21 protein-coding genes are annotated in these 22,684 nt (G+C 62.7%); 15 read left to right on the top strand and 6 right to left on the bottom strand.

Annotated elements, in window-relative coordinates:
* The 7 genes from nuoL (at position 1) to BSG09_RS01050 (ending at position 8,780) form a co-directional block, all read left to right on the top strand.
* Positions 1-2,052 (top strand): NADH-quinone oxidoreductase subunit L, encoded by a 2,052-nt coding sequence (nuoL, locus tag BSG09_RS01080; protein ID WP_092929204.1) that lies wholly within the window; start codon positions 1-3, stop codon positions 2,050-2,052.
* Complete coding sequence (locus BSG09_RS01075; RefSeq protein WP_092929202.1) at positions 2,049-3,575, top strand: complex I subunit 4 family protein; 1,527 nt, start codon at positions 2,049-2,051, stop codon at positions 3,573-3,575. The genes nuoL and BSG09_RS01075 overlap by 4 nt, the downstream gene beginning before the upstream one ends.
* The gene (locus BSG09_RS01070) at positions 3,575-5,101 is read left to right on the top strand and encodes an NADH-quinone oxidoreductase subunit N (protein WP_092929200.1); all 1,527 of its coding nucleotides are present in this window, start codon (positions 3,575-3,577) and stop codon (positions 5,099-5,101) included. Before BSG09_RS01075 ends, BSG09_RS01070 begins: the two co-directional genes overlap by 1 nt.
* A gap of 45 nt (positions 5,102-5,146) precedes the next feature.
* The gene (locus tag BSG09_RS01065; protein WP_092929198.1) at positions 5,147-6,640 is read left to right on the top strand and encodes a DHH family phosphoesterase; all 1,494 of its coding nucleotides are present in this window, start codon (positions 5,147-5,149) and stop codon (positions 6,638-6,640) included.
* An 86-nt stretch (positions 6,641-6,726) separates the two neighbouring features.
* On the top strand, positions 6,727-7,071 hold the full coding sequence (locus BSG09_RS01060) for a hypothetical protein (protein ID WP_092929196.1): 345 nt from the start codon (positions 6,727-6,729) through the stop codon (positions 7,069-7,071).
* Between the two features lie 39 nt (positions 7,072-7,110).
* A complete protein-coding gene (locus BSG09_RS01055) occupies positions 7,111-7,926 on the top strand; it encodes a CBS domain-containing protein (RefSeq protein WP_092929194.1) in 816 nt (271 codons plus the stop codon).
* A 113-nt stretch (positions 7,927-8,039) separates the two neighbouring features.
* Positions 8,040-8,780, top strand: a complete 741-nt coding sequence (locus BSG09_RS01050; protein WP_092929192.1) for an NAD(P)-binding oxidoreductase — start codon at positions 8,040-8,042, stop codon at positions 8,778-8,780.
* Positions 8,781-8,788: 8 nt separating this feature from the next.
* Here BSG09_RS01050 and BSG09_RS01045 read toward each other — a convergent pair whose 3' ends face one another.
* Positions 8,789-9,853 carry a polyprenyl synthetase family protein gene (locus tag BSG09_RS01045; protein WP_092929190.1) on the bottom strand — a complete coding sequence of 355 codons (1,065 nt, stop codon included), beginning with the start codon at positions 9,851-9,853 and terminating at the stop codon, positions 8,789-8,791.
* 150 nt (positions 9,854-10,003) lie between these two features.
* Between BSG09_RS01045 and BSG09_RS01040 the strand changes: the two genes are divergently transcribed.
* Together BSG09_RS01040 and BSG09_RS01035 are read left to right on the top strand one after the other, a co-directional pair.
* Entirely contained in the window at positions 10,004-11,365 is a 1,362-nt protein-coding gene (locus BSG09_RS01040) for a M28 family peptidase (protein WP_092929462.1), read from the top strand.
* 91 nt (positions 11,366-11,456) lie between these two features.
* On the top strand, positions 11,457-12,230 hold the full coding sequence (locus BSG09_RS01035) for an NAD(+)/NADH kinase (RefSeq protein ID WP_092929188.1): 774 nt from the start codon (positions 11,457-11,459) through the stop codon (positions 12,228-12,230).
* Between the two features lie 31 nt (positions 12,231-12,261).
* Here BSG09_RS01035 and BSG09_RS01030 read toward each other — a convergent pair whose 3' ends face one another.
* Together BSG09_RS01030 and nth are read right to left on the bottom strand one after the other, a co-directional pair.
* Entirely contained in the window at positions 12,262-12,522 is a 261-nt protein-coding gene (locus BSG09_RS01030) for a hypothetical protein (protein WP_092929460.1), read from the bottom strand.
* Between the two features lie 101 nt (positions 12,523-12,623).
* Complete coding sequence (gene nth, locus BSG09_RS01025; protein WP_092929186.1) at positions 12,624-13,307, bottom strand: endonuclease III; 684 nt, start codon at positions 13,305-13,307, stop codon at positions 12,624-12,626.
* Positions 13,308-13,427: 120 nt separating this feature from the next.
* Between nth and mvaD the strand changes: the two genes are divergently transcribed.
* On the top strand, positions 13,428-14,411 hold the full coding sequence (gene mvaD / locus BSG09_RS01020; protein ID WP_092929184.1) for a phosphomevalonate decarboxylase MvaD: 984 nt from the start codon (positions 13,428-13,430) through the stop codon (positions 14,409-14,411).
* Positions 14,412-14,748: 337 nt separating this feature from the next.
* Here mvaD and fen read toward each other — a convergent pair whose 3' ends face one another.
* Positions 14,749-15,726 (bottom strand): flap endonuclease-1, encoded by a 978-nt coding sequence (fen, locus tag BSG09_RS01015; RefSeq protein ID WP_092929182.1) that lies wholly within the window; start codon positions 15,724-15,726, stop codon positions 14,749-14,751.
* Positions 15,727-16,037: 311 nt separating this feature from the next.
* On the opposite strand from fen, the gene BSG09_RS01010 reads away from it, so the two are divergent.
* The 5 genes from BSG09_RS01010 to BSG09_RS00990 all read left to right on the top strand — a co-directional run bounded on the left by BSG09_RS01010 (position 16,038) and on the right by BSG09_RS00990 (position 19,450).
* Positions 16,038-17,462: a cytochrome ubiquinol oxidase subunit I gene (locus BSG09_RS01010; RefSeq protein ID WP_092929180.1), complete on the top strand. Its 1,425-nt coding sequence runs from the start codon at positions 16,038-16,040 to the stop codon at positions 17,460-17,462.
* Positions 17,455-18,456, top strand: a complete 1,002-nt coding sequence (gene cydB, locus BSG09_RS01005) for a cytochrome d ubiquinol oxidase subunit II (protein ID WP_092929178.1) — start codon at positions 17,455-17,457, stop codon at positions 18,454-18,456. The genes BSG09_RS01010 and cydB (BSG09_RS01005) overlap by 8 nt, the downstream gene beginning before the upstream one ends.
* Positions 18,456-18,779, top strand: a complete 324-nt coding sequence (locus BSG09_RS01000; protein ID WP_092929176.1) for a hypothetical protein — start codon at positions 18,456-18,458, stop codon at positions 18,777-18,779. The genes cydB (BSG09_RS01005) and BSG09_RS01000 overlap by 1 nt, the downstream gene beginning before the upstream one ends.
* Positions 18,780-18,903: 124 nt before the next feature.
* Entirely contained in the window at positions 18,904-19,116 is a 213-nt protein-coding gene (locus tag BSG09_RS00995; protein ID WP_241430464.1) for a hypothetical protein, read from the top strand.
* Between the two features lie 136 nt (positions 19,117-19,252).
* Positions 19,253-19,450 carry a hypothetical protein gene (locus BSG09_RS00990; RefSeq protein ID WP_139246175.1) on the top strand — a complete coding sequence of 66 codons (198 nt, stop codon included), beginning with the start codon at positions 19,253-19,255 and terminating at the stop codon, positions 19,448-19,450.
* A 798-nt stretch (positions 19,451-20,248) separates the two neighbouring features.
* Here BSG09_RS00990 and cydB (BSG09_RS00985) read toward each other — a convergent pair.
* Complete coding sequence (cydB, locus tag BSG09_RS00985) at positions 20,249-21,262, bottom strand: cytochrome d ubiquinol oxidase subunit II (RefSeq protein ID WP_394328093.1); 1,014 nt, start codon at positions 21,260-21,262, stop codon at positions 20,249-20,251.
* On the bottom strand, positions 21,255-22,655 hold the full coding sequence (locus BSG09_RS00980) for a cytochrome ubiquinol oxidase subunit I (protein ID WP_092929172.1): 1,401 nt from the start codon (positions 22,653-22,655) through the stop codon (positions 21,255-21,257). Before BSG09_RS00980 ends, cydB (BSG09_RS00985) begins: the two co-directional genes overlap by 8 nt.
* Between the last annotated feature and the right edge of the window lie 29 nt (positions 22,656-22,684).

The raw sequence follows: 22,684 nt of genomic DNA, 5'->3' as shown, positions 1-22,684 counted from the left end.
ATGGCAGCAACAGCAACAGGACCATTCGGATTCGCACCGGCGATCGCAGTGCTCCCGCTCGTGGCGTTCGTCGTCACGCTGCTCTTTGGGAAGCATCTGCCGAAGAAAGGCGCGCTTCCGGGTATTATCGCGACGGCAGGCTCGCTGCTGATCTCGCTTGTGATGTTCGTGGCGGTCGGCGGTGGGAACGCATATCACACGACGCTGTACGAGTGGACGGCCGGCGCGGCCGCAAGCGAGACCGGCGCTGACGGGGTCGCCTTCACATTCGGCGTGTTGATCGATCCGCTCTCGGCGCTCATGCTGGTGATCGTCTCGCTGGTCGCTCTACTCGTCCACGTGTTCAGCCTCGGCTACATGAACGCCGAAGGTGAGACCGGGCTACCGCGGTACTACGCCGAGCTCGGCCTCTTTACGTTCAGCATGCTCGCCTTTGTCTTTGCGGACAACCTGCTGATGGCGTTCATGTTCTTCGAACTCGTCGGCCTGTGTTCGTACCTGCTGATCGGGTTCTGGTTCCGCACGGAATCGGCCCCCTCGGCCGCGAAGAAGGCGTTCCTGGTCACCCGCTTCGGTGACTACTTCTTCCTGATCGGGGTCGTCGCCATCGCGGCGACGTTCGGCACGGTCGGCTTCGCTGGCGAAGGATCGTTTGTCACCGCCGCCGAGACGGCAATCGACGACGGCGCGACGCTGTTCGGCTTCGACGCCCAGACGTGGGTGACGATCACCGGCCTGCTCGTGCTCGGCGGGGTGCTCGGCAAGTCCGCACAGTTCCCGTTCCATACCTGGCTACCCGACGCGATGGAAGGCCCGACCACCGTCTCCGCACTCATTCACGCGGCAACGATGGTCGCGGCCGGTGTCTATCTCGTCGCGCGGATGTTCGGCTACTACGCGCTTTCCCCGACGGCGCTTTCGATCATCGCGTTCGTCGGCGGCTTCACCGCCCTGTTCGCGGCGACGATGGGCGTCGTCAAAGACGACGTCAAGCAGGTGCTTGCGTACTCGACCATCAGCCAGTATGGCTATATGATGCTCGGCCTCGGCGTCGGCGGCTACGTCGCCGGCGTTTTCCACCTGCTGAATCACGCCTTCTTCAAGGCCTTGCTGTTCCTCGGTGCCGGGGCTGTTATCGTGCTCATGCACCACGAACAGAACATGTGGAAGATGGGCGGCCTGAAAGACAAAGCGCCCGTCACCTACTACACCTTCCTTGCGGGCGCGCTCGCACTCGCGGGGATCGTCCCCTTCTCCGGCTTCTGGTCGAAAGACGAGGTGCTGTTCGACGCGCTCATCATCGGCTTAGAGCAGCCGGTCATCCTCGCGGCGTACGCGATGGGTCTGGTTGCGGTGTTCTTTACGGGTTTCTATACGTTCCGGATGGTCTTCCTGACCTTCCACGGTGAGCCCCGGTCGGAGACCGCCGAAGACCCACACCCAGTCGGCTGGGCCATCAAGGTCCCGCTGATCGTGCTGGGGATCCTCGCGACCGTCACCGGACTCGTGAACATGGCACCCGTCGCGAAGCTACTCAACGTCGACATCACGTTCCTCGAGTTCTGGCTCGATGGCGAGTATGGCTACGTCGAAGGGCTGACCTACCACGCGTACCACGAGACGGTCGCCTTCGAAGAGGGCGTCATCGGTGGCTCCGAGACGACAACGATGCTGTTGAGTGCGGGCCTGTCGCTCGGGCTCGCACTAGCCGGCGCGTTCACCGCACACACGCTGTATAACGTGCCCGAGCCGACCCGCCACATGCAGAAACTCGGCGGCGCGTACAGCCTCCTGCGGAACAACTACTACCAGGACGAGTACCAGGTCTGGCTCGCCCAAGGATTCACGCTGCCGCTGGCTCGAGCTGCCGACCGGTTCGACCAGACTGTTATCGACGGCATCGTCAACGGGACGTCGACCGTGAGTCTGTTCAGCAGCAACTGGGTGAAACGCATCCAGACAGGTATCGTGACTAACTACGCGGCGTTGCTGGTGGGCGGGTTCATCGCCTTACTGCTCGTCCTCGGCTATCTCGGAGGGTGGTTCGCATGATGATTGAAATACTGATCGCGGTTGCACTGGTCGGCGCGCTGGTGACGTTCGTCGCGCCGAATCGCATTGCTGGCAAACTCGCTTTCGCTATCAGCCTTGTGCCGACGGCGCTGTCGCTGTGGCTGTTTGCGGCCTTCGATGGCAGCGGCAACGCCTTGCTCGACGGCGAACTGGCGTTCGAATCACAGGCGGCGTGGCTCGAGATCGGCGGCTACTCGATCTCGTGGTTCGTCGGTCTCGACGGGATCAGCCTGCCGCTGGTCGTCCTGACGGCGATCCTCTGTACGCTGGCGATCGTCAGCTCGTGGACGCCGATCGACGAGCGCGAGTCGCAGTTCTACGGCCTGATCCTCTTTATCGAGGCGATGTTGATCGGCGTCTTCTCGGCGCTCGATTTCTTCCTGTGGTTCGTCTTCTGGGAGGCGGTCCTGATCCCGATGTACCTGCTGATCGGGATCTGGGGCGGCCCGCGTCGCAAATACGCCGCGATCAAGTTCTTCGTCTACACGAACGTGGCGTCGCTGGTGATGTTCGGGTCGTTCGTCTCGCTCGTCTTCGGGCTCGGTGACTCGGTCACTTCATTCGGACTGCCCGAAATCGCGACTGCGATGCTCGCCGGCGGCCCCGAAGGGTTCTTCGGCCTGAGCGGGACGACGCTCGCGTCGCTTGCGTTCATCGGCATGTTCCTCGGCTTTGCGGTGAAGGTGCCAGTGGTGCCGTTCCACACGTGGCTCCCTGACGCCCACGTCGAGGCCCCCACGCCAGCGTCGATTCTGCTGGCCGGCGTGCTGCTGAAGATGGGGACCTACGCCCTGCTCCGGTTCAATTTCACGATGTTCCCCGAGCAGGTCGAAGCCTACGCGGTGCCGATCGCGGCGATCGCCGTCATCAGCGTCATCTACGGCGCGATGTTGGCGCTCGCCCAGACCGACCTCAAACGGATCGTCGCGTATTCGTCCGTCTCGTCGATGGGCTATGTCATCCTTGGACTGGTCGCGTACACCCAGTTCGGTGTTGGTGGCGCGACCTTCCAGATGGTTTCCCACGGCCTCATCTCCGGGCTGATGTTCATGTCGGTCGGCGTCATCTACAACGCCACCCACACCCGGATGGTCACCGACATGTCGGGCATGGCAGACCGGATGCCGATCGCCGTCGGCGTGTTGATCGCCGGCGCGTTCGGCTACATGGGGCTGCCGCTGATGTCCGGCTTCGCCGCCGAGTATTTCATCTTCTTTGGCTCGTTCGGCTCCGAGTTGCTCGCATACTCGGCGCTGTTTACGTCGCTGGCGATGTTCGGCATCGTCATCGTCGCGGGCTACCTGCTGTTTGCACTACAGCGGACGGTATTCGGACCGTACAACCTAGAAACCGACTACGAGGTCAGCCGCGCCCCCGTCCACGACGTCGCGTCGATGATCGTCCTGCTGGGACTGATCATCACCCTCGGCGTGGCCCCTGACTTGATCTTCACCATGATAACCGACGCAATTGATCCGATCATCCAGGGAGGTGGGCTCTGATGGCAGTCTTCCAGCTTCCCGAATGGGCGGCACTCGCCCCGGCACTGATCCTGGCAGGAACGGCACTCGTCTTGTTCCTGTTCGATAGCATCAATCCGCGGTCGACGAACCGCTCGCTGCTTGCTGGCACCGCCGTCGCCGGCTCGCTGGCCTCGCTCGCCGTCGCCGTCTGGTTTACCGCCGCCGGCGTCGGTGCGACCGGGATCGAAAACTACGGCGTCGTCGACGTCATGAACGGCCAGTTCATCGTCGACCGGTTGGCGCTGTACTTCATGATCATCATCTCGATCGTCACTGCCCTCGTCGCGGTGGCGAGCTACGACTACCTGCGCGATCACACCTACCAAGCTGAGTACTACTCGCTGGTCGTCCTCGCGGCGACCGGGATGTCGATGATCGCGGCTTCGAACAGCCTCGTGACGATCTTCATCGCACTCGAGCTGACAAGCCTGCCGTCGTACGCGCTGGTCGCGATCCTGAAGGACAACCGCGGCAGCGTCGAAGCGGGGCTCAAATACTTCCTGATCGGCGCGCTGTCGTCGGCGATCTTCGTCTACGGCATCTCGCTGGTCTACGGCGCGACCGGCTCGCTGCAACTCGAGGCCGTCGCGGCGAACCTCGGCGCGGCGGGCGAGATGGGCGGTCTGCTCGGGCTTGGCATCCTGATGTTGATCGGCGGCGTCGCGTTCAAGACCGCCAGCGTCCCGTTTCACTTCTGGGCCCCCGAGGCCTACGAGGGCGCGCCCGCGCCGATCTCGGCGTTTCTCTCCTCGGCCTCGAAGGCCGCTGGCTTCGTGCTCGCCTTCCGCGTGTTCACGACGGCGTTCCCGCTCGAGGCGACGACGGCGGTCATCAACGTCGACTGGACGTGGATCTTCGTCGTGCTGGCGATCATCACGATGACGCTTGGCAACTTCGCGGCGGCGACCCAAGAGCACGTCAAGCGGATGCTCGCCTACTCCTCGATCGGTCACGCCGGCTACGTGCTGATCGGGCTGGCGGCGCTCTCGACTGAGGCCGGCGACCTCGTCATGGGTGCAGCGATGATGCACCTGCTGGTCTACGGCTTCATGAACACGGGTGCGTTCCTGTTCGTCGCGCTGGCCGAGTACTGGGGTGTCGGCCCCACGTTCGAGGATTACAACGGCCTCTCGAAACAGGCACCCTTCGCCTCCGCGGCGATGGCTGTGTTCATGTTTAGTCTCGCCGGCGTGCCGCCGTTCGGTGGCTTCTGGAGCAAGTACCTGCTCTACACCGAGACAGTCAACGCGGCCGCGGACAACACGGTCTTGCTCGTCCTCGCCGCCGCGCTCGTCGTCAACAGCGCGCTCTCGCTGTACTACTATTCGCGGCTGGTCAAGGCCCTCTGGATCGAGGAGCCGATCCTCGATCGGGATCGCCTCGCCCAGCCGACCGGCCTTTACGCGGCGATCATCGCCGCCGCCGTGATGACGGTCGTCATCCTGCCGGCGTTCGATCCGATCGCCACCGCCGCACTCGAGGCGGCGGCGGCAGTCGTCGGCTAACGCGACCCGGTAGCTTTTACCCCTCGGGGTCGCAAGCCGCGATAAATGGTTTTCCGGCTCGTGCTCGGTTGTGGGACCGTCTGTCGGAAAGTGACCGAACAGGTCGCCGAGCGCGACGGCCGCGTGCTCGTCATCACTGACGATGCAAGCGCCGTGGAAACGTTACGCGACGAGAGCGTGCCCGCCCGGCACGCGGATCCAACCGATCCCGATACCATCGCGACCGTCGACCGACCGGACGTGATCTTCGTCGCTGGCGATCGAACCGACGGAAATCGGACCGCACTCGAGCTCGCGCGTGAGCAGTTCCCCGCCGTCTCGATCGTGGCCTATCTGGGTGGGCACGCGACGGCGACGGACCGCAGCCAGTTCGCGGCGTTGGCGGACCACGTTGTCGATCCGACGGCGGCGATCGCAGACCACGCACTCGAGACAGCGAGTGCGTCGGCCGAGGCGGCTATCGAACTCCGGGCGTCGCTTGCGGGGATCGACGGTCGACTGGCGGTTGTAACCCACGACAATCCCGATCCGGACGCGCTTGCGAGCGCGGTCGCGCTCGTCGACATTGCTGAATCAGTTGGCGTCGACGCTGACGCCTGTTATTTCGGCGATATCTCCCATCAGGAGAACCGGGCGATGGTCAACTTACTCGATCTGGACCTGCAAAACATGGCTCCCGACGATCCGTTGACGGACTATTCGGCGTTCGCACTCGTTGATCATTCCCGACCCGGCGTCAACGACCAGCTACCGGCGGACCTTCACGTCGACATTGTCATCGACCACCACCCACCTCGCGGGCCGGTCCCCGGCGAGTTCGTCGACCTCCGGCAGGAGGCGGGCGCGACCAGCACCGTCCTGACCGAGTACATAGAGCACTTCGATCTCGCGTTCGATCCAGCGACGGCGACGGCGCTGCTGTATGGCATTCGAGTCGATACGAACGACTTTACGCGGGAAGTCTCACCGGCCGATTTCCGGGCTGCCTCAGTGTTGTCTCCCCACGTCGACACGTCGCTGCTGCGCCAGATCGAACAGCCGTCGCTCGAGGGTGAGACACTCGAGACGATCGCACGGGCGATCAAAAACCGGATCGAACGAGGGTCAGTCGCCGTTGCCAGCGTCAATCGGATCAGCAACCGGGACGCGTTACCGCAGGCCGCAGATCAGCTGCTGACGATGGAGGGGATCGAGACGACGCTGGTCTTCGGGTTCGACGACGAAATGGTGTATCTCTCGGCCCGCTCGCGGGCGGCAGATGTCGATCTCGGCGAAACGCTTCGGGACGCGTTCGATCGAATCGGCAGCGCCGGCGGTCACGCCGACATGGCCGGCGCCCAACTCGAGATCGGTATCTTGGGTAGTGCCGACGACGAGGAAGAGGTCGAATCGATCGTCAGCATCGTCGAAGAAGTGATTATCAACCGCTTTTTCGAGGCACTCGAGACGCGACCGGGGGTCCCGGTCGGAGCCTATACGCAAACCAGCGAGTGGCTGTTCACCCAGCGCGGTGGGTCGGAAGACGGCGAGTCGGCATAAGGGTGTCCGACTCGAGTCGGCACCTGTCGATCGGCTCGCGGTCGGGGCACAATGTATTTTGTCAGTGTGTTCATACAACATGGTAGATGAGAAACAGAGCGCGGTGGCTTACTGACACGATTGCGGGTGTCTCGACGCTTACCGGCCTCAGTGGGTTCGTTCTCGCCGCAAACGGAGAACTACGGTTCACTCCCGTCTTTGCGGCCCATGCGACAGTTCTCGGTCTGTACGCTGCCATCATCCACCTCGCCAGTGACACGCCCGTCTCTGTCACAACGCTCGTTTCGATCAGTCCACTCCTGGGGGTTGCCACCGTGGTCCTCCCACTTCGAGTTAGGCTGGTGGTCGTTTCACTGCTGCTCACCGCCGGCGGGATCGCGCTTTCGCTTGTCACAACAGAGACGCGACTTCCAAACGGCATCCCCGAATAGAAGACAGTGCTTTTGCGCGCGGCACCCGTATAATCGTCTATGGAGGTCGTGTCGGACCGGACGAAGCCCCGGGTCAAAGATTACATGACGCGCGATGTCGCGACAGTGTCGCCCGACGAAACGGTCGGCGAGGTCGCGAGACGAATCGCCGAGAGTGACGAACACAGCGGCTTTCCCGTCTGCGAGCGCCGCCGCGTCGAGGGGTTCATCAGCGCCCGCGATCTGTTGCTTGCGGACGACGATGATCCGATCTTCAAGATCATGGCGACGGAGTTGCTGGTCGCCCACCCCGACATGAAGGTCAACGATGCCGCCCGCGTCATCCTCCGTTCCGGCATCCAGAAACTTCCCGTCGTCGACGACGCGGGCAACCTCGTCGGAATTATCTCGAACGCTGACGTCATCCGCAGCCAGATCGAACGCGCAACCCCCGAGAAGGTCGGCAAGCTCATGCGAACGTTAGAGCAAATCCACGAGATCGATCTAACCCAAGAGCGCCGCACCGTCCCGCTTTCGGAGCTGACACCTACCCAGGGCCGGGTGTACGCTGACGAACTCGAGGGGAGACGCTACGAGCTCGAACGCGGACTGGCCGAGCCGCTGGTGGTCATCGACAACGGCGGGATGCTGTTGCTGGCCGACGGCCACCACCGTGTGCTCGCGGCCGATCGGCTCGGGATCGACGAGATGGATGCCTACGTCATCGTTATCGACCGTGAGATCGAGTTAGGGATGGCAGACACGGCCAAAAAAGAGGAGTTAGAACAAATCGACGATATCGATGTCGTCGACTACGCGCGCCATCCGTTAGTCAAGACGACGAAGCGACTCCAGTCCGACGATCAGGCCGAGTAAAGACCACTGACGGCCACGAGAACGGACGGCGGTGTTTTCATGCACGATGTATTGATAGTCGTAGACATCAACTGCTGGTGAGCGTTTTCAGTGTCCGTGCGGTAACTCGTTCGATGGATCGCTCACGCATACCCGATCGGGTCCTCGTCGCCGGTGCCAGCGGGGAGACCGGACAGGAACTCCTGTCAGTCCTCCGGCCGACCGAACTCTCGGTGCGCGCGACCACGCGGTCGTACGCGAACGTCGACATGCTCGAGCGACACGGGGCGGACGACGTGATCGTGGCCGATTTCTTCGAGTCGGCCGACGCCGTCGCGGCGGTCGATGACTGTGATATCATCTATTGTGCGGTCGGCACGCCACCGGGGGTTCGTCACACGATCGGGAGCCGACTGGTCGATCGAACCGGTGTCATCAACCTCATCACTGCTGCCGTTGGGGCCGGTGTCTCCTATTTCGTTCTCGAGAGTGCGATCGGTGTCGGGAGGTCGAAAGCGGGGCTGTCGCTTCCGGCTCGGCTCTTGATCCGGGGCACGCTGTCAGCCAAACACGACGCCGAAACGGCTCTGCGCCGATCGGGACTGGACTACACGATCGTCCGTCCCGGCAGACTCACGAACGATCCACCAAGCGGTGCGGTCGTGGTCAACGAGGGCGGTGGTTCGTTTTCGGGATCGATTCCGCGGGCCGATGTCGCACAGGTAATGGCGGCGTCGCCGTTTACGCCCGACGCGCGGAACCGAACCCTCGAGATCGTCAGCCGCGATGGCTTGACGAGCGAGCCGCCCAACCCCGTCGATATCGACTGGGCCGACGACCGCCTCACGGCCGGGCGCGAACACCGCCGGCTGTAATAGGACAGTTATACGTCGCGTTCGATGACGAACTCCGTGAACTCCTCGAGTTTCCGCGTCGTCTCGGTGTCGAAGTCTACCTCCTCGAGCACCGCCCGCGCTTGGGCAGCCAACTCGAGGGCACACTCGCGGGCGGACTCGATGCTCCCGGTTTCCGCGAGAATCTCGAGCGCCTCGTGGATCTCGTCGTCAGTGTTCTCGTCGGCCTCGAGAATCGCCTGCAGCCGTCGGGCACGCTCAGGGTCGCTTTCTGCCATCGCGTGGATGACGAGCAGCGTCTTCTTTCCCTCGCGGATGTCGTTGCCGAACTCCTTGCCGAACTCGCCGGCTCGACCAAGCGAGTGTTCGACGTCCAAGATGTCATCGCCGATCTGGAAGGTAACGGCGGTCAGTTCCGCGTACGTGGCAACTGCCTCCTCGACCGCGTCGGGCTGATCGGTGATGATCGCGGCCAGTCGGGCGACGATCCGCCCGAGACAGCCGGTCTTGCACGCACACATCTCGAGGTATTCGTCGGTGCTGACCCGGACCTCGCGTTCGTTGTGCCAGCAGATGTCCATGCCTTGCCCGAGGTGGGTCCGGTTGAGTTCGTCCATCAACATCTCGTAGGCAGCCAGCTGCCGGTCGGCTGGCAGGTCGGCCGGATTCTGTGTAATCACTTTCAGCGGCAGGAAGTACATCGCATTGCCGACGTTGAGCGCGATGTCGTGTCCGTAGACGTGATGCAGTGCCGGATCGCCCCGCCGCATCGTCGCCTCGTCCTCAACGTCGTCAACGATGATCGTCCCGTTGTGCAGGAGTTCGGGAATACAGGCGTAGGGGAGGTACTCGGCAGGATCCTCGCCGAACCCCTCGATGAAGACCAGAAAGAGAATCGCACGCCATCGTTTCCCACCACGATCGAGGAGGTCCCACAGCGGCGTCGCAAGCGCACACTCGATGCCAGTGGCATCGTACTCGTAGGTCGGTGGCCCGAAGAACGTCTCGAGATAGTCCGCGTCGATTTCGCGTGGGACCAGATCGGCGATCGCCTCGTCGATGGCCGGCCGCCAGTCGGCAAGCATCTCCCGCATATCAGTTTCGAGCAGGAGCGGCGTAAAAAAGATTCGTAGTTAGACTTATCACTGGAAGTGAAAGTTGGCGACCCGTTCATTCGAGGACGGCCAGCAAGCGAAGCGATGGGGAGCGATACAGTTACCCGGCCGTCCGCCCACGATACGGTCATGACCGCCTGGATCGGCTCGATCTTCGAGAGCGACGTCGGCTGGACCCACCTCGAGTCTCTCGTCGACGTCGGGAATCGCATGGCCGGCAGCAAGGGCGAACGCGAGGCTGCCGAACTAACCCGTGACGCGCTGGCCGCCGCCGGCGCGCGGGATGCCCGCCTCGAGTCCTTCGAGATACAGGGCTGGACCCGCGGTGACAGCGCGATCACGGCCGGCGACACAACACAGGACTGTATCGCGCTCCCGCGCAGCCCTGACGACCGCGTCACCGGGCCACTGGTCGACCTCGGCTACGGCCTCCCCGCGGATTTCGAGACGACCGACCTCGAGGGTGCGATCGTCATGGTCCGCAGCGACGTGCCCGACTACTACGATCGGTATCTCCACCGCCGTGAAAAGTACTATCACGCCGTCGAGAACGGTGCTGTCGGCTTCATCTATCGCAACCACGTCGAGGGCTGTCTGCCGCCGACCGGCAGCGTGGGTAGCGCGGAACGACGTTCCGCGGACACAGACAGTCGGACGGAGTCCGACGAGACTGACGCGGACCCGATCGGCGAGCTTCCGGCCGTCGGCGTCTCGAGCGAAGTCGGCGCACGGTTGGCCCGTCGATTCGACGGTGAGCAGATCACGCTCGCCGTCGAGGCCGATATCCACCCCGCTGAGAGCCAGAACGTCCATGCCGAACTCGGCCCTGACACCGACGAGCGTATCCTCGTGACGAGCCACGTCGATGCTCACGACATCGCCGAGGGTGCGATGGACAATGGGGCCGGTACCGCGATGGTCGTCGAACTCGCGAACGCGCTCGCTGCCCGCGAGGACGACCTCGAGACCCGCGTCGAGTTCGTCGCCTTCGGTGCCGAAGAGGTCGGGCTGGTCGGCTCGACCCGGTATGCCGAGGCAGCCGACAGCGACGCGATCAAGGCAGTGGTCAACAACGACGGCGTCGTCAACGCTCGAACGCTCGAGTTCGTCACCCACGGCTTCGACGCGCTCGCAGCCGTCGCAGACGAGGTCGCCGAGCGATACGACCACCCGATCGAGACGGTGCCGACGCTTGGCCCCCACAGCGATCACTGGCCGTTCGTCGTGGAGGGCGTACCCGGCTGTTACGTCAAATCGGTCTCCGAGGGCGCGGGCCGAGGATGGGGACACACCTTCGCCGACACGATCGAGAAACTCGAGCCACGGACCCTGCGCGAACAGGCGATCCTCCTGACCGCGTCCATCGTTGCACTCGCCCGCGAAGACGTGACCGTCGACCACCGGACGCCCGAAGACATCGCAGTCGACCTCGAAGCACAAGACCTCGCTGAAGGGATGAAGATTACCGGCGACTGGCCCTACGACGAGTAACACGTCACTACCACAGGACGGATCGACCGCCGGCAGGCAGTCGGCGACCGACAACCGTACCCTTTTCATTGGGCCGTGTGAACTGACGACCATGGATGCCGCGTGGAGCGCCGGCGAAAAGCCCGTCGTCGGCGTCATCGATGGCCCAGCGGACGACACTGACGCCATCGAAATCGGTACTCGCGTCGAGTCGGCCGACGCCGACGTGACGATCGTCAGCGACGGCCTCGAGACCGTACTCGAGGCGGAGCCGTCGGTGCTGGTCACGGCTGGCGAAGCGTCGCTGACAGCACTTTCGCGAGCGGGCATCGATGCTCCCGTCCTGCCGGTCGGTCCGGTGTCGGGCATCGAGTCGGTCGACCGCGAGCGCGTACCCGACGCACTCGAAGCGGTCATTAGCGGTGACGCCGTCTGCCGTCCACAGCCCGTACTCGGTGTCAGCCTCGAGTCAAACGACACCGTCGTCCGCGATCGCGCACTGTTCGACGTGACCCTCGTCACCGACGAACCGGCGCGTATCTCCGAATACGGAGTCCACAGTCGCGGCCAGCCCGTCGCGACGTTTCGTGCCGACGGTGTCGTCGCGGCGACACCCGCCGGAAGCCACGGCTACGCCAGCACCGTCGACGCGCCCCAGCTCTCGGCGGCCATCGACGCGGTCGCCGTGGCTCCGATCGGTCCGTTCGTCACCCAGACTCGTCAGTGGGTTCTCCCCGACGATGACCTCGCGTTTACCGTCGAGCGAAACGAAAACGACGTCCGTCTCGTCGTCGACGACCGATCGGTCGGGATGGCGTCAATGGATGCACGAGTCACCATCTCAGTTACCGACACGCTCTCGACGCTGATCGTCCCGGAGCACTAAAACGAAAATTGCAGCAGCGTCCCGGGTCCGGTTAGCTGTTGTATGGCTCTTCGTCTCGGTGCCCGTCTGGATTTTCCTGCTCGAGCGCGGCGTCTTCTCGGTCGTCCGATTTGTGTTCGATGTCCTGTCGGCGCTGTTGTTCGTCCTGTCGCTCGCGCGCTTTCTTTTCTTCCTCGGTCAGTTCGTCCTCGTCACGCGCCTCCTCTGGGTCGGTCTGTTCGTGCTCGAGTTGGACGTCGCGTCCGTGCTCCTCTTTGCCGGTCGTCTCGCGTTCGTCGGTGTCGTCGGACATACTGATCCCGACGGGCATAGCTGTGAGCCACGAAAAGACGTTGGGCTTGCCACGGTCGGTGACCGGTCGCTATCGACAGGGGTCGGTCTCCACTCGGGCGATTACCACGGTTCGCCGGCGGCGAGATCGATCTCGCTGTCGCCCTTCTCAGAGGGGCAAATATCTGCCAGTGCGCAGTCGCCACAGTCAGGATTCCGTGCCGTACAGACCGCTCGTCCGTGGTCGATACAGAGGTGGGTGAACTGCTGCCAGTAGTCCTCGGGCACGATTTGCATCAGCTCCTCCTCGATCCGCTCGGGACGTTCTTCCTCGGTCAATCCCAGCCGCTGTGAGAGCCGCTGGACGTGCGTGTCGACGACGATCCCCTCGACCACGTCGTGGCCGTGCTGGAGGACGACGTTGGCCGTCTTCCGCCCGACTCCCGACAGCTCGGTTAGCTCGTCCATCGTGTCCGGCACCTCGCCGTCGTGGTCCTCGAGGATCGTTTCACAGGCGCTACGAATGTACTTCGCCTTGTTGTTGTAGTAGGTAATCGAGTTCAGATCCTCGGCGAGTTCGTCCTGCGCTACGTTTGCGTAGTCTTCGGGGCCATCGTACTTCTCGAAGAGGTCCTTCGTCTCCGTGTTGACCCGCTCGTCGGTACACTGCGCCGAGAGGATCACCGCGATCAGCAACTCGAGGCGATTCGAGTACCGCAGCGAAATCGTCGAATCGGGGTATTCCGCCTCGAGTCGGTCGACGACCGTCTCGGCCTGTGCCTGCCGCGTCTCGCGTGGGGTGCCCATAGGGGTGTGGTGGCAGCCGGTTCGTTTCAGCGTTCGGGTTCGATTCCGGCCGACACAGCGAGGACCGACCGATAGCCGAATGCCGTGAGCTTTAAGCGGCCCTCAGCCACCTATCAGGGTATGAAAGCCACGGCCATGGCCCACCCCATTCAGGGGCTGGTCAAGTACCACGGGATGCGCGACGACATCAAGCGATTCCCGTATCACGACAGTATCAGCGTCTGTACGGCCCCAAGCCACACGCGGACGACCGTCGAGTTCTCGATGGACTACGACGAGGACACGTTCATCGTCGACGGCGAAGAACTCGACGGCCGCGCGTACGAACGCGTCGAGGCCGTCGTCGAGAAGGCCCGCTCGAAATCCGACGCCGCCCACACCGTCTATCCCGTTCGTCTCGAGAGCGAGAACAGCTTCCCCTCGAACGTCGGGCTGGGCTCGTCGTCGTCTGGCTTTGCAGCCGCCGCGATGGCGCTGGCTGAAGCGGCCGACCTCGACGCCTCGCGACAGGAAATCTCGACGATCGCCCGCGTCGGCTCGGCGTCGTCCGCTCGAGCGGTCACCGGCGCGTTCTCCCAGCTGTATACCGGGCTCAACGACGAGGATTGTCACTCCGAGCGGATTCCGTCCGATCTCCACGAGAACTTAAAGATCGTCGTCGGGCTCGTCCCATACCACAAAGAGACTGAAGACGCCCACCGCGAGGCCGCCGACAGCCACATGTTCCAGGCGCGCAACGCCCACATCCACGGCCAGATCGCCGAGATGCGCGATGCGCTTCGTGACAACGACTTCGAGCGCACGTTCGAACTCGCCGAACAGGACTCGCTGTCGCTTGCGGCGACCACGATGACCGGGCCTTCGGGCTGGGTCTACTGGCAGCCAGCCACCCTCGCGATTTTCAACACGGTTCGTGAACTCCGCGAGGAAGAGGACATCCCCGTCTACTTCTCGACTGACACCGGTGCCAGCGTCTACGTCAACACCACCGAGGAGTACGCCGAGCAAGTCGAAGAAGCGGTCGCCGACTGTGGCGTCTCGACGACGATCTGGGACGTCGGTGGCCCTGCGAAGCTGCTCGACGAGGATCAGCACCTCTTCTAACCAACCTTTTGCGCTGTCGTTCGAAAGGCGCGGAGCGCCTTTCGTGATCACGAGACGCCAAAGGCGTCTCGAACGACGCTCCCTCGCGTTGCTCGGTCGCTCGGCAAAAGGTTGATCAAAAGCACTCCTCCCTCCGTTCCGAACGCGTAGCGTTCTCCACGTCAGTCGTCGGCCCGCTCGCTCACCCTTCGGGTTCGCTCGCGGTCGGTGTCGGTGAATCGCCTGCCCTTCCCCGGATCACGGACTCCTCGCGGTGCTCGGAGCCCGTTCCCGGCCATCGATTTTGGACGGTGCTGTTCAAGTCACCCGCTTCTTTCAAGAACACTTATCGCTTCGATCACGTCCAGCGGTCCAGCCCTGTCTGGGTGACGCTTTCTTCGATCCGCTCGAAGCCCCGTGCGACTTCGTCTTCGTCGACTCCCCACTCCTCAGTGACGTACTCACGAGCCGCTGCAAGGTCCGGCTCGAGCGTCGTCTCGAACTCGTAGTCATCGGTCACGTTCGGATCGCGAAACAGCTGTCTGACCCGATCGGCGTGCTCGATGTGGTCGCCGCGGGCCTCGAGGACGCTCCAGAGGTCGCCGTGGTCGGCGATTTCGGAGAGCGCCGTCTTGGGGCCGATGCCGGAGACGCCCTCGTTGAAATCCGTCCCGATGAGAATCGCCGCGTCGATCAACTGCTCGAGCGTGAGGTCGTGGTGGTCGAGGGTGGCCTCGAGATCCATCAGTTCGGGATCGCCCTTGCTCGTGAGCTGGCGAAGGGTACGCGGTGCCCCGAAAAGCAGAGCGTCGTAGTCCTCCGAGCCGACGTAGTCGGCGTCACCGCGTTTGGCCATGTGGGCGGCCTGTGCTTCTCCCTCCGCGGGTGCTTCGACGATCGGCACGTCGAGCAACCGAAGGAGTTCACGGCTCGTCTCCTGGATCGTCGGCGTCAGCCGCTGGGTCCGGGACTCGAGTTGCGCGATAGCGACCGCATCGCCTTCTTTACGGGCGGTCTCGAGTTGCTCCTCGTAGCTGCGGCGTTGCTCGCGGCGAGATTCGATCTCGTCGTCTTTGAGTTCGGAGGGGCCGCCGTCGAAGACCATCACCGGCGTCACGTCGTTCTCGAAGAATTTGGGGAGGCCCTGGACGATGCCGACGAGGTTGGCGACTTCGGTGCCATCAGCGGTCGTATACGTCTCGCTGTCGGTCCACTTGACCGTCGTCGTTAGATATCGGTAGAGCCAGTTGTGGGCGTCGACGGCGACGACACCCTCGATGTCATCGAAGGGGATCTCCTCGATGACAGCGATGTCCCGGAGTGCAGCGTTTCCCATTGTGGGATACTTGGGACGACTGGGATTTCAATCGTTGGCTTCCGATGCGGTTCGTCCCGTCGGCGAGTTCCGAGCCGGCCCTATGGACTGGCGACTGGTCGTTGTGTCGGTCGAACGAACGGATCACAACAGTTCGTCGCCACACCGGCGGCCAGAACGTCTCTCTCGAGACAACAATTAGGGGTGAGCTATAAGGTAACTCGGACCTAACTCAATTCTAGGTATGACAGCGAGTTCATATAACGCCACCCACTCTTTCTGGTACGTTCACACAAAAGACGTGTCAGCGCCGCCGTCTCTACGTTCCTGCCATGCTTGAGCCCGTTGCTGCAAGCCGGCTGCAGTTTGCGGTGACGACGATCGTCCACATTATTTTCCCCGTCATGAGTATGGGGCTCGCGCCTTTCCTCATCTATTTCACCTGGAAGGATATCCGCACTGGCAAGCCCATCTACGAGCAGCTGCGACGGTTCTGGACGAAGATCTTCGCCATCAGCTTCGTCGTGGGCACCGTCACGGGCATCGTCCTCGAGTTCGAGTTCGGGACGAACTTCGCGGTGTTTTCGACAGCCGCGGGCGACCTCTTTGGCGGGCCACTCGCCCTTGAGGGGATGATGGCGTTCATGCTCGAAGCGACGTTCCTCGGCATCTTCGTTTTCGGCCGCCAGCGCGTCGGGAACGTCCTCTATATGATCTCAGCGGTCGCAGTCGGTATCGGCACGTGGCTCTCGGCCGTCTGGATCCTGGTCGCAAATTCCTGGATGCAGACGCCACGCGGGTACGAACTGGTCTCCGAAAACGGCCAGCAGGTGGTGATGCTCGTCGATCCCCTCGCTGCGTACCTGAACCCGCGATTCATCTGGATGTACGTCCACATGCAAAACGCCGCCGTCGAATCGGTGGCGCTCGTTCTGGCGGGGTTGGGCGCGTACTTCGTGTTCCGCCACCACATCTGGGGCTACCCGATCGAGAACGTCGAGTTTTGGGAGACGACGCTCAAGTTCGGGCTCATCGCGCTCATCATCACCGCGCCGCTGCAGGTCCTCCACGGCGACCTCTACGCACGACACGTGTTCGAAACGCAGCCACAGAAGTTCGCCGCAATGGAAGCCATCTGGGAGACCGAGTCGTACGTCCCCGAGTACATCATTGCGTTTCCGACGAGTATGGAGGATCTCCTCGATCCTCGGGCGAAAGACATCTTCGGCATCGGGATCCCAGGTGGCGCGTCGTGGCTCGCCAGCGGTGGTGATCCACAGGCGACGATCCGCGGCCTCGAGGAGTTCGAAGGCCCACAGCCACCCGTCGCCCTCGTCTTCTGGTCGTTCCGGGCGATGGTCGGCCTCGGGTTCTGGTTCATCCTCCTGGCCGTCTGGGGCGGCTACCGCTGGGTTCGTGGCCAACTCCTCGAGGACGACCTGCTGCACCTGGCGCTGATGGCGTCGACACCGCTTGGTATCTTCGCTGTCCATCTCGGCTGGGTCGTCACCGAAGTCGGTCGCCAGCCGTGGATCATTCAAGACATCATGAAGACGAGTGCCGGCGTTTCGTCGGACCTCACCGGCACAGAGGCGACGGTGACATTGGCCGGCTTTACCGTCGTCTATCTAGCATTGCTCGTGTTGTATCTCTACGTCGTCGCCCGAATCGTCCGTAGCGGACCGCCAGCACCGGCTGATCTTACGGTGACTGAGCGTCCGGAAACGCCAACGGACGAGGTGGGCGCTGATGACTGACGGCGGCTGGCTCGCGAACGGCCCGTTGTTCGACTTGCCGCTCGCGGATATCTGGTTCGGACTGGTGTTTTTCATCTTCGCGATGTTCCTGTTTCTCGACGGGTTCGACTTCGGCGTCGGATTACTGTTTGCGACCCGTGAAGACAGTCACGAACGTGAGCAGTTACTGGCCGCGATCGGCCCGTTCTGGGACGGTAACGAAGTGTGGCTGGTCGTCTTCGGTGGTGCGCTCTTTGCGGCGTTTCCGGCCGTCTACGGCAACCTGTTTAGCCGTCATTACCTGCTGATGTTCGCCATCCTTGGTGCGCTCATCATCCGTGGGCTTGCCCCCGAGATGTACGAACAGCGCCACGACGAGAACTGGCAACGCTGGTGGGGTCGCGCGTTCATCGTCGGCAGCGTCACAGCGCCGTTTTTCCTCGGCATGTTCACCGCCAACTGGTTGGTCGGCGCGACGACCATCATTACCCTTCCCAGCCTCGTCGTTGGCCTGACCGTCGTTGCGCTCACGGTCGTTGACGGTGTCGCCTTCCTTCGGCTGAAGACGCGGGGCGAGCTCCGTGCCGACCTCCAGACGGACGGCCATCGCGCGCTCGGTGCCTATCTGGTGTTAGTCGTCCTGACGCTTGCGTACATCGCCGTCGCAGTCCCGGATCTTCGGTCGGCACTCGTCTCGCCGCTCGTGGTGGCACTCATCGTGCTGACGCTCATCCTCGCCGGCGTGTACGCCGTGGCGACGAGCCGTGATCGGTACTACGTGGCGTTCGTCGCCGCTGCGGGGCTCGTGTTCAGTCTCGTAAGTATCGTCGCCGGGCTGATGTATCCGACCATCGACCCTGCAGTTGGCCTGACCGTCGACGCGGCAATCGTCTCAACGGTCCCGCTCAACCTCATGTCGATCGGTGCAGGGCTGCTCTTGCCACTGATCTTCATCTACTTCGGCGTGCTGTACTCGGCGTTCAGCGGACCGATCGATGTGGAGGAATCGTACTGATGGAGCGTGACAAGACGGACGGCAACGGAACGAGCACCGTCGAGAGCGACTCGAGTCGTGAGGAGGAACGCACCGGTACCGGCGTCGAACGCCGCCGATCCGAGCGCGACCAGTCACCCCCGCAACTCGGCTCGCGAATACTGGTCACGTGGTTTGAACTCACCGTCGTCGGCATTACCGGCAGCCTCCTGGGTACCACGGTCGGTGGCCCGGTTGGCTTTCTCATCTATCTCGCGACGTCGCTTCTCACCGTCGGCGTCATCTTCTACAACGTGAACCAACTGATCAAGGGCTGGGTACAGCTGACCGGAGAGCGACCGTAACAACACATGTCCGACTCGAGACCCCTGTTCGCAATTATTACCTCGAACCGCGAAGTGCCCCCTAGAGCAGACAATACTGTCCAACAGGTCACCACTTTAGCGCGTTCGGGCCGTTGTACCACATGTGAGCCAACCCATGTCACAGAACGATGGACACAAGCCGTACAACAGTTCCCTGTTCGTAAGCGGCGTCGCGATGGTCCTCGCGAGCCTGATCACAGCCGTCTGGATGTTCAGACTCGGCGATATCGTCACGGCACTTGGCCTCGGGTTGATCGTCGCCGCTGGCCTCCTGCTGGCGGGAATCGGCCTCTCGCCCGAGGCGACGACGCACTGACGCCCGCACTCCTTATCCCCGGCCTCGGTACTCTGCATATGCCAACTAGATACAACACCCTAGCGGACGACTCGAGGAGACACATCGTGAGCAACCGCTGTTGCCCGCAGCCACCGTTGACGGGGTGGATCCAGCCGTGAATCGTACTGATACGGTCGACGATGCGACGTGGATGCTCGCGTTATCGATCCTCGTCATCGCGGTACTCGTCGGCGTCGGCCTGCTACAAGTGTATCTTAGCGGCGATTACGGTTCGTTCTTCCGGAGTATCGGAATCGGACTGCTCCTGTTGCTGTTCAGCGTTGGCTTCTACCGCAAGTGGCATGGAACGTGATCGGCTCCAGTGTAAATCCAGACTCGATCACCTCGCGACCGTTGCCTGATACTGTCGGACAAAACGGCTCACCCCTCGATCGCACCTAAGACGCTGTCGCCGACGTCGACAGCCGTCGAGACGCGATCAAGTAGTCACTGACGTTTGTCCGGTCGTCTGAGCTGTCGTACCTGATACGGATCACTGTCAGTCAGTGCTAGCGAGAGGGGCGGTACATTGGGAGAGGGCCGGTAGACTGGATGTGCTGTCGCTGCTGCTGCTCGAGTTTTCTCGCAACGACGCGCAGAACCGGGTATGGGAGAACGTACCAATAGTTGGAAACGTGTTTTATTTACACCAGCGTAGCAATCATCAGCCAGATTTGATAACGACTGGCGCGAACTAAACGCTGCGGGTAGTGAGTAGTGTCCGCTCGCTTCGCGAGCGGTTGACCGCCGGAGCGGGGTGAAACCCCGCGACGGCGGCCGTTTGGCATCAACGGGTTTTGCCGGGGGTTGAGGCTGGCGTCGCAGACGCCAGCCGATGCTCCCGGTAAAAGAGGTTGCTGTACGTACCGCGTGTTTCACACCGTATTCTAGATGAAGAAAGCGTGCTGCTAACTACTGGTAAGCGGGAGAGTCATCGGACACACGCGGTGAGCGTCTCTTGTCCCACCTGAACCGATTCACAGACGGATACAGGGCCGTCGTGCGCTCGAGATGTCGTGACGGGCAGTAGTGATAACCGCAATCACATCGTCGGTCGGACTGCAGCGTCATGAGCGACGAGGTCACCTGCGTCCGAAAAGAGACAGCAGCCCTACACGTAGGACTCGCCCTCTTCGACAGGGCCACTGAACGACGAGTACAGCACGATGAAGTACGTCGCGATCAGCGGCAAGAGGATCGACGAGCCGATGGTCATTATGTTCAGCGACAGCGGCGACACGATCGCGTCCGCGACCGTGAGCCCAGTCGCCGGGTCGATCAGCGGGAACAGCAGCGTCGCCGCGAGTGCGACGAGTCCGTACACCTGCCCCGCGACGGCCGCAAAGGCCAGGTAGTAGCGACCGGCCCACCCGGCGACCACGTGAACACCGGCGAGCAGCACCGTCAGCCCAAGCAGGCCGAGCGTCGGTACCGAGAACAACGCGACGTGCGGTGACGACCGGCTGCCGACGACCAGCGTCGCGACTGCCAACAGGAGGTAGACGACCTGCGCGAGATGGCCGAGTGACCGCGTCTCGAGCCGGACGTCGCCCCGGGTTTTCAGTCCGAGGAAGGCAGCACCGTCAACGATCGTCAGTGCGATGACGGCCAGACCAGCCAGCAGGCTCGCAATCGAGGCGACACCCTCGACGCCGAACAGCCAGTTGCCGACGAAGACACCGAGGAAGAACGGTGACGCGATGCTCCCGACAACGAACGCGCGGCCCCACCAGCGTTGCCAGTCCTCGTCGTGGCGCTGTTCGTACATCTCGGGGGCGAGCCCACGGATGATGAGCGCACCGAGGATCGCGAACATCAGCAGGTAGTGGCGACTGAACAGCGTCGCGTACACCGACGGAAAGACGGCGAACAGCATGCCGCCGAAGACGACCAGCCACACCTCGTTGCCGTCCCAGAACGGGCCGATCGAAGCCAGCAACTGCTCACGCTCGCCGTCGGTCGTTCGCGTGGCAAACAGCGCGCCAACGCCGAAGTCAAACCCGTCGAGAAACAGGAACGTTCCGAAGACGGCGAACACGAGCCCGAACCAGAGTTCCTCGAGCGGCAGGCCGAAGAGTGGCCCATTAGCGAGGGCGGGCGTCGCCATGATCGAGACGTCAGTCATCGCTCGGAACGACCCCCTCGGGGATGTTCGTCTCGCGTTTCGGCGTGGGTTGGCGGGTCGGAGCCTCCGTCCGGATGAGGCGGATGACGACGTACCAGTAGAGGACGAGCAACGCCGTATACACCCCGACGAATCCGACGAGTGTAGCGAGCGCTTCCGAGCCGGTCAATGACGACGAGACGCCCGCATGCGTCTTCATCACGCCCTGTATGACCCAGGGTTGGCGGCCCACCTCGGTGACGATCCAGCCTAGTTCGACGGTGAAGATACCCAGTACCGACGATCCCATGAACGCTTTCGCCAGCAGGTCGTCATCGAATAGGGTCCCCTGATACCATCGGTAGCCGCCCCAGAACGCCAGCAGGATAAACCACGTTCCGAGGCCGACCATCGCCCGGAACGCCCAGAAGACGATGGCGACTGGCGGGCTCTCGGCGTCGATATCGCTTAACCCGGTTATTGTCGCACTGGGATCGTTCCCGCTTGCAAGTAACGATGCGACGAACGGGATTTCGATAACGAAGAGGTCGTCGGCGTGGGGGTCGGTGATGTCACTCAGGCTCGTCGGAATCGCCACGAGCTTCAGTCCGACTCCAGAGTCAGTCTCGTACTGTGCTTCCATGGCGGCGAACTTCTGTGGCTGCGTGTCCGCGACGTGGCGGCCGTAGGCATCGCCGTGGATCGCCTGAAACGGGGCGGTGACGAGTAAGACGGCAAGGCCGACTTTCATCGTCGTGCGCCAGAACTCGGTGTCGCGGTTCGTCCAGACGAAGTAGGCGGCGACGCCGGTCAAAAACAGCGCAACCGACAGAACCGCCGCATTCTGCATGTGGACGTACATCCACGGGAACCGTGGATTGGCATACGCCGCAATCGGGTCCACGAGGCTGATGATCGGCTGGCCACTCTCTGTCGCCACCTCGTAGCCACGGGGCGTCTGCATCCAGGAATTTGCGACCAGGATCCAGACGGCCGAGAGCCAGGTCCCGAGCCCGACGAGCACGCTCGAGAGCATGTAGAGGCGGTCGGTAACGCGGTCACGCCCGAAGACGAAGATACCGAGGAACGTCGCCTCGAGCATGAACGCCATCATCCCCTCGAGGGCAAGCGGCCCGCCGAAGAGCTCACCGGCGGCCGTCGCAAACGCCGCGAAGTTCGTCCCGAACTCGAACTCGAGGACGATGCCCGTGACGGTGCCGACGACGAAGCTGATCGCGAAGATCTTCGTCCAGAAGGTGCGAAGTTGTTCGTATACCTGTGCGCCCGTCCGTATCTCCTTCCACGTGAAGTAGATGAGGAAGGGCGCGAGCCCCATACTCATCACGGGGAAGATGATGTGGACTATCGTCGTCACCGCAAACTGAAGTCTGCTGGCGATGACTGGATCGATCATAGTACAGTTGGGTAATGTCGGGTTCGGTT

Source organism: Natrinema hispanicum, assembly GCF_900111485.1.
In the GTDB taxonomy this organism is placed as follows: domain Archaea; phylum Halobacteriota; class Halobacteria; order Halobacteriales; family Natrialbaceae; genus Natrinema; species Natrinema hispanicum_A.
The sequence above is the reverse complement of the archived record's forward strand: the minus strand, read 5'-3'. Positions and strand labels throughout refer to the sequence as shown.